Source organism: Micromonospora sp. NPDC023633, assembly GCF_040640035.1.
Classification (GTDB): domain Bacteria; phylum Actinomycetota; class Actinomycetes; order Mycobacteriales; family Micromonosporaceae; genus Micromonospora.
Window position 1 is genome coordinate 34,321 of the sequence record NZ_JBFABB010000023.1, and the last position, 14,736, is coordinate 49,056.

At 72.7% G+C, this 14,736-nt stretch carries 10 protein-coding genes; 4 read left to right on the forward strand and 6 right to left on the reverse strand.

Annotated elements, in window-relative coordinates; translation table 11 throughout:
- Positions 1–174 precede the first annotated feature (174 nt).
- Positions 175–1,215, forward strand: coding sequence for a phosphatase domain-containing protein (locus tag AB0G13_RS10030; RefSeq protein WP_357871628.1), 1,041 nt, complete (start codon positions 175–177; stop codon positions 1,213–1,215).
- Positions 1,216–1,921: 706 nt separating this feature from the next.
- Positions 1,922–3,946: a family 10 glycosylhydrolase gene (locus AB0G13_RS10035; protein WP_357871631.1), complete on the forward strand. Its 2,025-nt coding sequence runs from the start codon at positions 1,922–1,924 to the stop codon at positions 3,944–3,946.
- A gap of 63 nt (positions 3,947–4,009) precedes the next feature.
- Here the strand turns inward: AB0G13_RS10035 and AB0G13_RS10040 are convergent, their stop codons facing one another.
- From AB0G13_RS10040 to glgA, 5 genes are all read right to left on the reverse strand, one after another.
- A complete protein-coding gene (locus AB0G13_RS10040; protein ID WP_357871634.1) occupies positions 4,010–4,384 on the reverse strand; it encodes a type II toxin-antitoxin system VapC family toxin in 375 nt (124 codons plus the stop codon).
- Positions 4,381–4,635, reverse strand: coding sequence for a type II toxin-antitoxin system prevent-host-death family antitoxin (locus AB0G13_RS10045; protein WP_357871637.1), 255 nt, complete (start codon positions 4,633–4,635; stop codon positions 4,381–4,383). Before AB0G13_RS10045 ends, AB0G13_RS10040 begins: the two co-directional genes overlap by 4 nt.
- A gap of 113 nt (positions 4,636–4,748) precedes the next feature.
- A complete protein-coding gene (glgB, locus tag AB0G13_RS10050; protein WP_357871640.1) occupies positions 4,749–6,851 on the reverse strand; it encodes a 1,4-alpha-glucan branching protein GlgB in 2,103 nt (700 codons plus the stop codon).
- The gene (locus tag AB0G13_RS10055; RefSeq protein ID WP_357871642.1) at positions 6,839–8,938 is read right to left on the reverse strand and encodes a maltotransferase domain-containing protein; all 2,100 of its coding nucleotides are present in this window, start codon (positions 8,936–8,938) and stop codon (positions 6,839–6,841) included. Before AB0G13_RS10055 ends, glgB begins: the two co-directional genes overlap by 13 nt.
- A 38-nt stretch (positions 8,939–8,976) precedes the next feature.
- The gene (glgA, locus tag AB0G13_RS10060) at positions 8,977–10,185 is read right to left on the reverse strand and encodes a glycogen synthase (RefSeq protein WP_357871646.1); all 1,209 of its coding nucleotides are present in this window, start codon (positions 10,183–10,185) and stop codon (positions 8,977–8,979) included.
- A gap of 71 nt (positions 10,186–10,256) precedes the next feature.
- On the opposite strand from glgA, the gene glgC reads away from it, so the two are divergent.
- Positions 10,257–11,489: a glucose-1-phosphate adenylyltransferase gene (glgC, locus tag AB0G13_RS10065; protein ID WP_357871648.1), complete on the forward strand. Its 1,233-nt coding sequence runs from the start codon at positions 10,257–10,259 to the stop codon at positions 11,487–11,489.
- Entirely contained in the window at positions 11,486–13,132 is a 1,647-nt protein-coding gene (gene pgm / locus AB0G13_RS10070) for a phosphoglucomutase (alpha-D-glucose-1,6-bisphosphate-dependent) (protein WP_357871651.1), read from the forward strand. Before glgC ends, pgm begins: the two co-directional genes overlap by 4 nt.
- A gap of 577 nt (positions 13,133–13,709) precedes the next feature.
- Here the strand turns inward: pgm and AB0G13_RS10075 are convergent.
- On the reverse strand, positions 13,710–14,639 hold the full coding sequence (locus tag AB0G13_RS10075) for an NAD(+)/NADH kinase (protein WP_357871654.1): 930 nt from the start codon (positions 14,637–14,639) through the stop codon (positions 13,710–13,712).
- Between the last annotated feature and the right edge of the window lie 97 nt (positions 14,640–14,736).

Sequence of the window (14,736 nt, forward strand, 5' to 3'; positions counted from 1 at the left end):
CGCCCCCGTCGTCGTCCCGACCGGAGTGTTTCACGCCGCCGGGGCCGGGCGGGGCGGATCGGCGCAGCGCGGACGACCCGCTGGACCGCGGCGGGCGTGGCGGCGAGCTTCCGGGCGGTCCGGGAAGATCGCCTCGCGTGGCCGAGCTGGCCGGGTTGTGGCAGGGTTGCTGGCGTGCCACCCACTCCCGCCGGCCAGTTGGCCGTACCGAACCTGCACCGGGCCGCGCGGATCGAGGACGCCGTGCATTCGCTGGTCGAGCGCCGGCTGCGGCGTACCGGCTGGCGGACGAACGTCATCGCGTACACCGGCTACGGCGCGCCCGGCTGGGTGCGGGTGATGTGCCGGGTGCTGCTGGGCCGGCCGGACACCCGCCAGCGGGGCCGGCTGGAGAAGGTGCGCGGGTGGCGCAGCTTCACCACGCTGCCGGCCAAGCACGTCACGGTGACCATCGAGGCCGGCGGGGCGCGGCACGAGGCGCGGGCCGACCGCAGCGGGTTCGTCGACGCCGTGGTCGAGGCGGCCCTGCCGCCCGGCTGGGGCTCGGTGCGGATCAGCCTGCCGGACGCCGAGCCGGTCGAGGCCCCGGTGCGCATCCTCGACCCGGAGGTGCGCTTCGGCATCCTCTCCGACATCGACGACACGGTCATGGTCACCGCGCTGCCCCGCCCGCTGCTCGCCGCCTGGAACACGTTCGTCCTCGACGAGCACGCCCGCAACGCCGTGCCCGGCATGGCGGTGCTCTACGAGCGGCTGGTCACCGCGCACCCGGGCGCCCCGGTCTTCTACCTCTCCACCGGCGCCTGGAACGTGGCGCCGACGCTGACCCGGTTCCTGTCCCGGCACCTCTACCCGGCCGGGCCGCTGCTGCTGACCGACTGGGGACCGACCGCCGACCGCTGGTTCCGCAGCGGGCGGGAGCACAAGCGGGTCACCCTGGCCCGGCTGGCCAGGGAGTTCCCCGACGTGAAGTGGCTGCTGGTCGGCGACGACGGGCAGCACGACCCGGAGATCTACCGCGAGTTCGCCGCCGCCCACCCGGAGAACGTGGCCGGGGTGGCGATCCGTCGGCTCTCGCCCACGCAGGCGGTGCTGGCCGGTAGCCTGCCCACCCCGGGCGGCGAGTCGTCGGCGGGGCCGGTGGGGCAGAAGTGGCTCTCCGCGCCCGACGGCGCCGGCCTGTGGAAGCTCCTGCGCGACGCCGGCCTGGTCTGACGCCCGGCTCGCACCCCGCCCCGCCCCCACGCCGCGTCCGCCCCCGCCCGCCGCGCCGCGCCGCGCCGCGCCGCGTCGCGTTGCGTTGCGTTGCGTTGCGTTGCGTTGCGGCGATCATGCAGTTGTGGTGCCCCGCAAAGGGGCGCAACGTAGTTTTCGCCCACCACAGGTGCATGATCGACGGGGCGGACGGCGGGCAGGGGCGGGCGGGCAGGGGCGGGCGGGCAGGGGCGGGTGGAGGGGCGGGCGGGTAGGGCGCGCCGGTTCGCCCAGGGCTGGGTGCGCTCGGGGAGGCGCGGTCTTCGAACCTGTGGCAGCCGTGCCGTCACGCAGGGTGGCCGATTCCTGCTCCTGACTGCCCTCGGTCCGTCTCCTTTGCTCTGCAGCCATATCGGCACCAGGCACGCTGCGTCAGCGGTGCCTGTGTGGATGCAGAGCAAGGGGATCGCGGGGGCGTTGGGGCGGCCCAAGCGGGAGAGGCGAAATGCCTGGTCAGGTCAGCCTGTTGCAGTGGAGATCAGGATCGGAGGCTCGCCGCAGAGGAGACCTCGATCGCGCAGAGTGACGCAGGGCGGCCTGACTCGGAGTTACTCGCCGTGATCGGTGCGCGGGGTTGCGGGGTCTCGTGCGGGTGGGGGCCACCCGGCCGGCTGGAAAGTTGTGAAGAATACTTGCGCAATGGGCTGGCAACATTGAACATCTTTTCGTGCGCAGAGACTATGGTCGATACCTTTCCGGGCTGGCGCTGGTAGCGGCGCTGGCGCTCGGCGTGGCCGTCCCCACGGGCGCCCCCGCTTCCCGGCCCGCCGCGCCGGAGACCGTGCCGGTGGCCGTCCAAGCGGCCTGTGTGACCGACCCGGCCACACCGAAGCGGCAGCTGCGCGGCATGTGGATCGCCAGCGTCGCCAACATCGACTGGCCCAGCCGCACCGGGCTCACCCCGGCCGCCCAGCAGGCGGAGTACCGGGGCTGGCTCGACCTGGCCCAGCAACGGCGGATGAACGCCGTCGTCGTGCAGATCCGCCCCGCCGCCGACGCGTTCTGGCCGTCGACCTACGAGCCCTGGTCGCAGTGGCTCACCGGCACCCAGGGCGGCAACCCCGGCTACGACCCGCTGGCCTTCATGGTGGCCGAGGCGCACGCCCGCAACCTGGAGTTCCACGCCTGGTTCAACCCGTACCGGGTGGCCAACCACACCGACCTGAGCAAGCTGGCGACCAGCCACCCGGCCCGCAGGAACCCGGGCTGGACCGTCGCCTACGGCGGGCACCTCTACTACAACCCCGGCATCCCCGCCGTCCGCGCCTTCGTGCAGGACGCGATGATGGACGCCGTCCGCCGCTACGACATCGACGCGGTGCACTGGGACGACTACTTCTACCCGTACCCGGTCAGCGGGGTGGCCTTCCCCGACCAGGCCACCTACGCCCAGTACGGCGCCGGCTTCAGCACCATCGCCGACTGGCGGCGCAACAACGTCAACCTGCTGGTCCGGGAGATGCGCGACAAGATCCGGGCGGCCAAGCCGTGGGTCAAGCTCGGCGTCAGCCCGTTCGGCATCTGGCGCAACGCCGGCACCGACCCGCTCGGCTCGCGCACCTCCGGCCTCCAGTCGTACGACGCGATCTACGCCGACACCCGCCGCTGGGTGCGCCAGGGCTGGGTCGACTACATCGCCCCGCAGATCTACTGGCACATCGGCCACCCGGCGGCCGACTACGCGGAGCTGGTGCGCTGGTGGTCCGAGACCGTGACCGGCACCGACGTGCAACTGCTCGTCGGGCAGGCCACCTACCGCGCCGGCGCGACGGGCCAGGACGCCGCCTGGCAGGACCCGGCCGAGCTGACCGACCACCTGACGCTGAACCGCGCCCACCCGCGCGTCGTCGGCGACATCCACTTCAGCGCCAAGGACGTCCGCGCCGACCGCATCGGCGCCGTCTCCCGGGTGGCGAGCGACCACTACCGCCGCCCGGCGCTGGCACCGGCCGGGGTGGGCGGCGTCGCGCCCGCCGCGCCGAGCCTCACCTCGGCCGTACGCGGCACCGGCGGCGTGACCCTCACCTGGCAGCGCGGCGCCACCGGGAGCACGGCCGCGTACGCGGTGTACCGGCTGCCCGGCGACGGCGCGGTCGACGCCTGCGACCTGGCCGACGCCCGGCACCTGCTCGGCACGGTCCGCGCCTCGGGCACGACCGGGACGTTCACCGACGCCACCGCCGCGGCCGGCTCGACGTACCGCTACCTGGTGACCGCCCTCGACCGGCTGCACCACGAGAGCCCGGCCAGCAACGCGCGGGTGGTCACCGGCACCGGCGGCACGTTCAGCGTGATCGTGGACAACGCCACCGCCGGCGGCTTCACCGCCGCCGCCACCTGGGGCACGTCGTCGTACCTCCCGGCGCGCTACGGCGCCAACTACCGGTTCGCCAGCCCGGAGGCGGTCAGCGACCCGGCCTGGTTCAGCGCGACGCTGCCCGCCACCGGCTCGTACCGGGTCGAGGTCTGGTACCCGGCCGACCCCGGCTACAACAGCGCCACGCCGCACCTGGTGGCGACGGCGAACGGCACCGTGACGGCCAGGGTCGACCAGCGCAGCGGCGGCGGGCAGTGGCGGGTGCTGGGCACCTACGATCTCGCCGCGGGGACGCGCCAGGTCGTCGGGGTCAGCCGCTGGACCACCACCCAGGGGTACGTCGTCGCCGACGCGGTACGGATCACCCGGCTCTGAAGAGACCTGGACTGGGCCTGGGACACGTCATCGCGGTCCCAGGCCCAGTCGCGAAGAGGTCTGTCACACCTTGAGGACGTCCACGTCGTACAGCGCGATCGACGCGTCGCGGGTCACCAGTGTCAGGCCTTCGACGACCGCCTGTGCCACCAGCATCCGGTCGAAGGGATCACGGTGATGGAACGGGAGGCGCCTTGCGGCGATGGCGTGGGCGTGGGTCACGGGCAGTTCGCGGAAGCCCATGTCCCGTACCTGTTCGGCGAGGTCGGCCGGTCCCACGAGTTTCCCGGCGGTCTGCTTGATGGTGATCTCCCAGAGACTGACCGGGGACAGGAAGATGTCCGGGTCATGGCGCAGCCGCTCGAGGAAGTCCTGGGCAAGGGTGGCATCGCCGGTGATGGCCCACAGCGCGACGTGGGTGTCCAGGAGCAGGGTCATTCGCCGAGGCCGAAGTCCGCAGCGATCTCAGCGTTGGTGCGTGGCGAGTCCCAGTCGCCCGACAGGTCGACCTGCCCTGCGAGGGAGCCGACGGCGGTGCGGTTGACCCGACGCACCAGCGGAACGACTCGCGCCACCGGGGTACCTGCCCGATCGATGATGATTTCCTCGCCACGTTCCACGCGCTCGATGATGCGCGACAAATGAGTCTTCGCATCATGCATGTTGTAGTGCACCGCTTCCGCCGACATTGCTCCCACCTCCCCGGTTAGCTAGCAGCTTAGTCCGCTCTTTCCAACCGTGCCACAGGTTCACGCCCGGGCCCTCAAGCCGGACCGGTACGTCCCCGACCGGCCCGTCCGTCTCAGTCGCGGCGCAGCCAGAGCACGCCGAGCGGCGGCACCCGCAGCGCAGCCGAGGCTGGCATCCCGTGCCACGGCACGTCCTCGGCGTGCACGGCGCCCAGGTTGCCCACGCCCGAGCCACCGTAGTGGTGGGCGTCGGTGTTGAGTACCTCCGCCCACGTGCCGCCGGCCGGCAGCCCCACCCGGTAGTCCTCCAGCGGCCGGGCGGAGAAGTTCGCCACGCAGACCAGGGTCGCGCCGTCGGGGGCGATCCGGACGAACGAGACGGTGTTGTTGGCGACGTCGTCGCCGGCGATCCAGCGGAAGCCGGCCGGCTCGGTGTCCTGCGCCCACAGCGCCGGCGTGTCCCGGTAGACGCGGTTCAGGTCGGCGACCAGCCGTTGCACCCCGGCCCGGGCCGGGTCGTGCAGCAGGTACCAGTCGAGCCCTCGCTCCTCGCTCCACTCCCGGTCGTCTGCCAGCTCGCAGCCCATGAAGATCAGCTGCTTGCCCGGGTGCGCCCACATGTACGCCAGCAGGGCGCGGACGTTGGCCAGCCGCTGCCACGTGTCGCCGGGCATCTTGCCCGCGAGGGAGCCCTTGCCGTGCACCACCTCGTCGTGGCTGATCGGCAGCACGTAGTTCTCGCTCCAGGCGTACGCCAGGGAGAACGTGAGCTGATGGTGGTGGTGCTGCCGGTAGACCGGGTCCTTCGAGGCGTAGAGCAGGGTGTCGTGCATCCAGCCCATGTTCCACTTGAACCCGTACCCGAGTCCGCCGGCGTCGGTCGAGCGGGTGACCCCCGGCCAGGCGGTGGACTCCTCGGCGATCAGCACCACTCCGGCGTGGTGCTTGTAGACCGTCGCGTTCACCTCCTGCATGAACGCGATGGCCTCCAGGTTCTCCCGGCCGCCGTAGCGGTTGGGCAGCCACTGCCCCTCCTGCCGGGAGTAGTCCAGGTAGAGCATCGAGGCCACCGCGTCCACCCGTAGCCCGTCGACGTGGAACTGCTCGCACCAGTAGAGCGCGTTGGCGACCAGGAAGTTGCGCACCTCGGGCCGGCCGAAGTCGAAGACGTACGTGCCCCAGTCGGGGTGCTCGCCCCGGCGCGGGTCGGGGTGCTCGTAGAGGGCGGTGCCGTCGAAGCGGGCCAGCGCCCACTCGTCCTTCGGGAAGTGCGCCGGCACCCAGTCGAGGATCACGCCGATCCCGGCGGCGTGCAGGGCGTCCACGAGGTGACGGAACTCGTCGGGGTCGCCGAACCGGGACGTCGGCGCGTAGTAGCCGGTGACCTGGTAGCCCCAGGAACCGCCGAACGGGTGCTCCATCACGGGCAGGAACTCCACGTGGGTGAAGCCCAGCTCGGTGACGTACGCGGTCAGCTGCTCGGCCAGCTCCCGGTAGCCCAGCCCCGGACGCCACGAGCCGAGGTGCACCTCGTAGACGCTCATCGGCTCCTGGTGCGGCTGCCGCCGGGCCCGCCGCGACAGCCAGTCGGCGTCGCCCCACTCGTACGTCGAATGGTGCACCACCGAGGCGGTGGCCGGCGGCACCTCGGCGTACGCCGCCAGGGGATCGGCCTTGTCCCGCCACTGCCCGTCGGCGCCCAGGACGCGGTACTTGTAGCGGGCGCCCGCCCCCGCGCCCGGGACGAACAGCTCCCACACCCCGCTGCCGCCGAGCGAGCGCATCGGCCAGCCGTCGTCCGGGGCCCAGCCCGCGAAGTCGCCGACCACCCGGACCCCGCGCGCGTTCGGCGCCCACACGGTGAATGCCACGCCCTCGTCGAAGACCCGGGCGCCGAGCGCCTCCCAGAGCCGCTCGTGCCGGCCCTCGGCGATCAGGTGCAGGTCCAGCTCGCCGAGGGTGGGCGGGTAGCGGTACGGGTCGTCGTGGACCCGGCCGTCGACCTCGACGCGGTAGTCGAGCACCTCGCCCGCGACCACCGTCTCGAACACCCCGACGTCGTGCACCCGCCGCATCCGGTGCCGCTCGCCGTCGACGACGAGGGCGACGTCGGTGGCGCCCCGGCGCAGCGTCCGGACGACCGTCCGCCCGTCGGCCGGGTGCGCGCCGAGGACGGCGTGCGGGTCGTGCGTGGCGCCGGCGATCAGCTTGTCCATCGGGCGTCGTCCTTCTGGGCGGGAGCGGTGGGCGCGGTGCCGCCCGAGAGGTCGTCGGGAACGTCCGTGACGGTCAGGTCCGGCGCCCCGTTCGCCGACGCCGGACCGGCGGCGGGGTCCGGGGTCGGCCGGCGCACGGTCAGTACGTGCGCCGGTTGCAGGTACGGGTCGAGGCGCACGGCGTTGCGCTGCCCCCAGTCGTAGCTGGCGCCGGTCAGCTCGTCGCGCACCGTGAACCGGTCGTGCCAGTCCAGCCCGAGCGCGGGCATGTCCAGCGTGGTGTTGCCCCACTGCACGCCCTGCGGGTCGAACGAGCAGACCACGAGGACCGTGTTGCCCGTGTCCGGGTCGTGCTTGGACCAGCAGAGCAGCGCCGGGTTGTCGATCTCGTGGAAGACCAGGTTGCGCAGCTGGTGCAGGGCCGGGTTCTCCCGGCGTACCCGGTTGAGCACGGCGATGAACGGGGCGAGCGAGCGGCCCTGCGCCTGCGCGCCGGCCCAGTCGCGGGGGCGCAGCTCGTACTTCTCGTTGTCCAGGTACTCCTCCGCGCCGGGGCGGGCGGTGTGCTCGAAGAGCTCGTAGCCGGCGTACATGCCCCAGGAGGGGGAGAGCAGCGCGGCCAGCACCGCCCGGATCTTGAACATCGGCGGGCCGCCGTGCTGCAACGACTCGTGCAGGATGTCCGGCGTGTTCGGCCAGAAGTTCGGCCGCATGTAGTCGGCCGCCTCGACCAGCTCCTCGCAGTACGCCCGCATCTCGGCGGCCGACGTGCGCCAGGTGAAGTACGTGTACGACTGCGTGAAGCCGATCTTGCCCAGCCCGTGCATGATCGCCGGCCGGGTGAACGCCTCGGCGAGGAAGAGCACGTCCGGGTCGACCTGCTTCACCTCGGCGATCAGCCAGTGCCAGAAGTCGAACGGCTTGGTGTGCGGGTTGTCCACCCGGAAGATCCGGATGCCCTCGCCGACCCAGTGCAGCACCACCCGCAGGACCTCCGCCCGGATGCCCTCCGGGTCGTTGTCGAAGTTCAGCGGGTAGATGTCCTGGTACTTCTTCGGCGGGTTCTCCGCGTACGCGATGCTGCCGTCGGCCCGGGTGGTGAACCACTCCGGGTGCTCGGTCACCCACGGGTGGTCCGGCGCGCACTGCAACGCCAGGTCCATCGCCACCTCCAGGCCCTGCTCGGCGGCGGCGGCGACGAAGTCCCGGAAGTCCTCCGGCGTACCCAGGTCGGGGTGGATCGCGTCGTGGCCGCCCTCGGCGGCGCCGATCGCCCACGGCGAACCGACGTCGTCCGGCCCGGCGGTGAGCGAGTTGTTGCGGCCCTTGCGGTTGACCCGGCCGATCGGGTGGATGGGCGGCAGGTAGAGCACGTCGAAGCCCATCGCCGCGACGCCCGGCAGCCGCTCGACGGCGGTGGCGAACGTGCCGGAGCGGGCCGGCGCGTCGACCGTGGCCGGGATGGCCCCCTCGGAGCGCGGGAAGAACTCGTACCAGGCGGAGAAGAGCGCCCGCCGGCGGTCCACCCAGAGCCGGTGCTCCTCGCCGGTGGTGACCAGCTCGCGGACCGGGTGCTCCCAGAGCAGGTCGGCCAGCTCCAGCGCCGGGGCGACCCGCCGGGGCAACTCCCGCCGCTCGTCGCGCAACGCCCGCACCGCCGCCGTCACCCGGTCGGCGTCGGCCGCGGGCACCAGCCCGGCGGCGGCGGACAGCACCCGGGCGCCCTCGGCGAGGTCGTTGGCCAGGTCCTCCGGCCCCTGACCGGCGGCGATCTTCTTGGTGACCGCGTTCTGCCAGGTCAGGTACGGATCCTGGAACGCCTCGACGGTGAAGACCCACTCGCCGACCGCGTCGGGGCGGATCACCGCGTGCCAGCGGTCCTGCCCGGGCTCGCCGGGGCGCATCCGGGTGAACGGCCGGGCCCGCCCGTCGGGGCCCCGCCAGACCACGTTGCAGCCGAGCGCGTCGTGCCCCTCCCGGTAGGCGCGGGCCGACACCGGCACCAGCTCGTCGACCACCGCCTTGGCCGGGTAGCGACCGCAGGAGACGACGGGGGAGACGTCTTCGATCGGGAACCGTCCAGTCACCCCGCCAACCTACTGTGCGAGATCGGTTCGCGCGCGGCTCAGCCCGTGGCGCCCACCGACCGGTACACCTCCAGCGTCCGCCTGGCGAGCGCGTCCCAGGAGAAGTGCTCGACCGCCCGGCGCCGGCCCGCGAGGCCGAGTTCCTTGGCGCGGCCGGGGTCGGCGAGCACCTCGTTGATCCGCGCCGTGAGGTCGGCGACGAAGCAGCCCGGGTCCAGCGGCCGGCCGGAGCCGTCGGTGGCCTGCGCGATCGGCACCAGCAGCCCGGTCTCGCCGTCGGCGACCACCTCCGGGATGCCGCCGGTGGCGGTGGCCACCACCGCCGTCTCGCAGGCCATCGCCTCCAGGTTCACGATGCCCATCGGCTCGTAGACCGAGGGGCAGACGAAGACCGTGGCGTGGGTGAGCACCTGGATCACCTCGTGCTTCGGCAGCATCTCGGCCACCCACACCACGCCCGACCGGTTCGCCCGCAGCTCGCCCACCAGACCCTCCACCTCGGCGGCGATCTCCGGGGTGTCCGGCGCGCCGGCGAGCAGCACGAGCTGGGTGTCCGGCGGCAGGTCGCGCGCCGCGCGCAGCAGGTAGGGCAGGCCCTTCTGCCGGGTGATCCGCCCCACGTACACCACGCTCGGCCGGGCCGGGTCGATGCCGAGCCGGTCCACCACGTCCGTGCCGTGGTCCGGGGCGTACTGCGCCGTGTCGATGCCGTTGTGCACCACCCGGACCCGGTCGGGGTGCACCGCCGGGTAGGCGGTCAGCACGTCGCGCCGCATCCCCTCGCTGACCGCGATGACCGCGTCGGCGGCCTCGAACGCCGTGCGCTCGCACCACGAGGAGAGCGCGTAGCCGCCGCCGAGCTGCTCGGCCTTCCACGGCCGCAGCGGCTCCAGGCTGTGCGCGGTCACCACGTGCGGCACGCCGTGCAGCAGCTTCGCGGCGTGCCCCGCCAGGTTGGCGTACCAGGTGTGGCTGTGCACCACGTCGGTGCCGGCGCACGCCGCCGCCATCTCCAGGTCCACGCCCATCGTCCGCAGCGCGGCGTTCGCGCCGGTCAGGCCCGCCGGTTCGGCGTACGCGGTGACACCCGGCTCGGTGCGCGGCGCGCCGAAGCAGTGCACCCGTACGTCGGCGAGTCGTCGCAGCTCACGGGCCAGGTACTCGACGTGCACGCCGGCTCCGCCGTACACCTCGGGCGGGTACTCCCGGGTCAGCAGATCGACGCGCAGCGGTGCGGATTCCGTCATCCCACGGACCCTAGTGCAGAAGTGTGCCCGTACGAGTGGTGAAGTCCCACGGGGATGGATAGCGTCTGGACATGGCTGCCAAGGTGCTCGCGATCGTCCTGGCCGGCGGAGAAGGCAAGCGCCTCATGCCGCTCACCACGGACCGGGCCAAGCCGGCCGTCCCGTTCGGCGGGATGTACCGCATGGTCGACTTCGTCCTGTCCAACCTGGCGAACGCCGGCTATCTGAAGATCGTCGTGCTGACCCAGTACAAGTCCCACTCGCTGGACCGGCACATCACCAAGACGTGGCGGATGTCGACCCTGCTCGGCAACTACGTCACCCCGGTGCCGGCGCAGCAGCGTCGCGGCCCGTGGTGGTTCGCCGGCTCCGCCGACGCGATCTACCAGAGCTTCAACCTCATCCACGACGAGCAGCCCGACCACGTGATCGTCTTCGGCGCCGACCACATCTACCGGATGGACCCCCGGCAGATGGTGGAGGACCACATCGCCTCCGGCGCCGGCGTCACCGTGGCCGGCATCCGGCAGCCGCTGTCGATGGCCGACCAGTTCGGCGTCATCGAGGTCGGCGAGGACGGCCGGCGGATCCGGGCGTTCCGCGAGAAGCCCACCGACGCGGTCGGCCTGCCCGACGCCCCCGACCAGATCTACGCCTCGATGGGCAACTACGTGTTCAGCACCAAGGCGCTCTGCGAGGCGGTCGAGCGGGACGCGGAGGACAAGACCAGCAAGCACGACATGGGCGGCAGCATCATCCCGATGCTCGTCGAGCGCGGCGAGGCCAACGTCTACGACTTCCGCGACAACGAGGTGCCCGGCAGCACCGACCGGGACCGCGGCTACTGGCGCGACGTGGGGACGCTGGACTCCTTCTACGACGCCCACATGGACCTGATCAACGTGCACCCGGTGTTCAACCTCTACAACTTCGAGTGGCCGATCTACACCGGGCAGCTGACCTACCCGCCCGCCAAGTTCGTGCACCAGTGGGGCGAGCGGGTCGGCCGGGCGGTCGCCTCGATGGTCTCGCCCGGCGCGGTGATCTCGGGCTCGCTGGTGGAGAACTCGATCGTCTCGCCCAAGGTGAAGGTGCACTCCTGGGCGCACGTGGACGGCGCGGTGCTGATGGAGGGGGTCGACATCGGGCGGCACGCGGTCGTCCGCCGGGCCATCCTCGACAAGAACGTGATCGTGCCCGAGGGGGCCGAGATCGGCGTCGACCTGGAGAAGGACCGGCAGCGCTACACCGTCTCCGACAACGGCATCGTGGTGATCGGCAAGGGACAGAAGGTGGAACCGTGAGCAGTCATCCCCGGGCCGGCAAGCCCGCCCAGCCCGCCGACCTGGTCGACGTGCCGCGGCTGGTGACCGCCTACTACGCCGAGCACCCGGATCCGCAGGACCCGGTGCAGCAGGTCTCCTTCGGCACGTCCGGGCACCGCGGGTCGAGCCTGCGCCACGCGTTCAACTCCGACCACATCCTCGCGGTCACCCAGGCGCTCTGCGACTACCGCCGTGAGCAGGGCCTGGACGGCCCGCTCTTCCTCGGCCGCGACACCCACGCGCTCTCCGCCCCGGCCGCCGTGGACGCGCTCGAGGTGCTCGCCGCCAACGAGGTCACCGTGCTGCTGGACGGCCGCGACGGCTACACGCCCACCCCGGCGGTGTCGCACGCCATCCTCGCCCACAACCGGGGGCGCACCAGCGGCCTCGCCGACGGCATCGTCATCACCCCGTCGCACAACCCGCCCGACGACGGCGGCTTCAAGTACAACCCCACCCACGGCGGCCCGGCGGACACCGACGTCACGAGGTGGATCCAGGACCGCGCCAACGCCATCCTCGCCGACGGCCTGAAGGAGGTCCGGCGGATCCCGTACGCCCGGGCCCGCGCCGCCGACACCACCGGGTCGTACGACTTCCTGGCCCGCTACGTCGACGACCTGCCGGCGGCGATCGACATCGACGCGATCCGCGACGCCGGGGTGCGCATCGGCGCCGACCCGCTCGGCGGCGCGAGCGTGGCCTACTGGGGCGAGATCGCCGAGCGGCACCGCCTGGACCTGACCGTGGTCAACCCGACGGTCGACCCGACCTGGCGGTTCATGACCCTGGACGGCGACGGCAAGATCCGGATGGACTGCTCCTCGCCGAACGCGATGGCCTCCCTGATCGCCGCCCGCGCCGACTACCAGGTCTCCACCGGCAACGACGCCGACGCCGACCGGCACGGCATCGTCACCCCCGACGGCGGCCTGATGAACCCCAACCACTACCTCGCGGTGGCGATCGCCCACCTGTTCCGCACCCGGACGCAGTGGGGGCCGGCCGCCGCGGTCGGCAAGACCCTGGTCTCCTCCTCGATGATCGACCGGGTCGCCGCCGACCTGGGTCGCCCGCTGCTGGAGGTGCCGGTCGGCTTCAAGTGGTTCGTCCCGGGTCTGCTCGACGGCGCGGTGGGCTTCGGTGGCGAGGAGAGCGCCGGCGCGTCCTTCCTGCGCCGCGACGGGGGCACCTGGACCACCGACAAGGACGGCATCCTGCTCTGCCTGCTCGCCGCCGAGATCATCGCGACGACCGGCCGCACCCCCAGCCAGCACTGGGCGGAACTGGCCGAGCGCTTCGGCGCGCCCGCGTACGCCCGCATCGACGCGCCGGCGACCCGGGAGCAGAAGGCCGTGCTCGGCAAGCTCTCGCCGGAGCAGGTGACCGCCACCGAACTGGCCGGCGAGCCGATCACCGCGACCCTCACCACCGCTCCGGGCAACGACGCGCCGATCGGCGGGCTCAAGGTGACCACGGAGTCCGGCTGGTTCGCCGCCCGGCCGTCGGGCACCGAGGACGTCTACAAGATCTACGCCGAGTCCTTCCAGGGCCCGGAGCACCTGGCCCGGATCCAGCAGGAGGCGAAGGACCTGGTCTCGGGGGTCCTCGAGCGGGCCTGAACGCCTGGCCCGGCCTTCCCGTCCTGCCCAGAGCCGGGACCGCCTGCCGCTGGACCGTGCGGCGCTGGGCCGTGCGGTGCTGGGCACGGGGTGCACGGCGTGCGGTGCAGGGCTGGGCGGTGCAGGCTCGGGCCATGCGGTGCTGGGCCGGGGATGCCGGGCCGGGGTGCCAGGTCCGGGCCGAGGGGCCGTGCTCGACTGTCGAGCTGCCCCATGCATGGGGCAGGGGCCGGCCGGCTTCGGCTGTCGCCTCGGGTGCGGGCGGAATTCCAGGCGCAGTCGGGCGGCGGGAGGCGCCGAGACCGGCCTGGTCGCATGCACGGGGCAGCTCGACAGCGTTACGCCACCCCCACCGACGCCGGTCCGCACGATCGCGGCGTGCCCGGCAGCGGGACCCTGACGGTAGGGGGCGACTGCTGCGGATCGCGTACCGTCGCCCTCGCTGACGTCCAGCAGATCCAGCCCGGCACGCGGAGCCGACTGCGAGCCGACAGGCGGGCGTGGCGGGCATGTGGGGGCGTGCGGCGGGCACGGCGGCGGGCACGGCGGCGGGCGTGTGGCGGGCGCAGCGGCCGGTTCAGCGGGGCGGGGGCAGTTCGCGGCGGTTGAGCCGGTCGCGCAGGCTCTCCGGAAGCAGTTCGCGAAGCTGCTCGGGTAGCAGCGGCAGGTCCAGCAGGCTCAATTTGAGCTGGTTGCGTTCCTGGTAGCGGCGCGGGTCCAGGCGGACGACCAGGCCGGCGTCGCGGCGGTAGCGCACCTGCACGGACCCCTGGGTCGACGCGTCCCGGATCACCAGGCCGTCCATCTCCACCGCGATCGGCCCGGAGCCCTCGCGCAGCTCCAGCCGGATCGTCTCGTCGGGGGAGAGCACCACCGCGCGGGAGATGCCGGCCATCGGGGCGGACGGGGTCACCACCACCACGTCGGCGGCCGGCGAGACCAGCGGGCCGCCGGCGGCGTAGCTGTAGGCGGTCGAGCCGGTCGGGGTGCTGATCACCAGCGCGTCGCAGCGGTAGTAGCCGTACTGCTGCCCGTCGACCGCGAGGGAGGCGTCGACGAAGCCCAGGCCGGGTTGACGGATCAGTGTGACGTCGTTGAACGCGACGAGGTCGTCCCCGCAGATGTCGCAGACCAGGCAGCTGTGGCTCTCCACCGTGAAGTCCCGCGCGACCAGCCGGTCCAGCGCAGTCGACAGTTCCGGCGGCTCCACCTCGACCAGGAAGCCGAGCTTGCCCACATGCACGCCGAGCACCGGCTTCGGGTCGTGGACGGCCGCGCGCAATGCGCCCAGCATCGTCCCGTCCCCGCCGATGGCGATCAGGGCGTCCGACCGGGCGGCCACCTCGCCCACCGGCAGCGGCTCGACCGTGGCCGGCACCCGGTGCCGGTCCTCCGTGCGTACGGCCAGGGCGATCCGGTGCCGGTCGGCCCAGGTCACGATGGTGTCGACCACCGCGGAGACGTCCCGGGTGGGGTGCAGCACCAGCCCGAGCCGGCTCCGGTCCATGCCTACAGCTCACCACATCCGGGGGCTTCCGGGCGGGCTTACCGGAAGGTGCGCTGGTGGCCCGGGGACCGCGGGCGCACCCGGCCCCGTCGGCTAC

What these genes read in the sequence shown, in the direction of transcription:
- AB0G13_RS10040 (WP_357871634.1), bottom strand. Translation starts at nt 4,384, where the DNA reads ATGACCCTGCTCCTGGACACCCACGTCGCGCTGTGGGCCATCACCGGC.
- AB0G13_RS10045 (WP_357871637.1), bottom strand. Translation starts at nt 4,635, where the DNA reads ATGTCGGCGGAAGCGGTGCACTACAACATGCATGATGCGAAGACTCAT.
- glgB (WP_357871640.1), bottom strand. Translation starts at nt 6,851, where the DNA reads ATGGACAAGCTGATCGCCGGCGCCACGCACGACCCGCACGCCGTCCTC.
- glgA (WP_357871646.1), bottom strand. Translation starts at nt 10,185, where the DNA reads ATGACGGAATCCGCACCGCTGCGCGTCGATCTGCTGACCCGGGAGTAC.
- glgC (WP_357871648.1), top strand. Translation starts at nt 10,257, where the DNA reads ATGGCTGCCAAGGTGCTCGCGATCGTCCTGGCCGGCGGAGAAGGCAAG.
- AB0G13_RS10075 (WP_357871654.1), bottom strand. Translation starts at nt 14,639, where the DNA reads ATGGACCGGAGCCGGCTCGGGCTGGTGCTGCACCCCACCCGGGACGTC.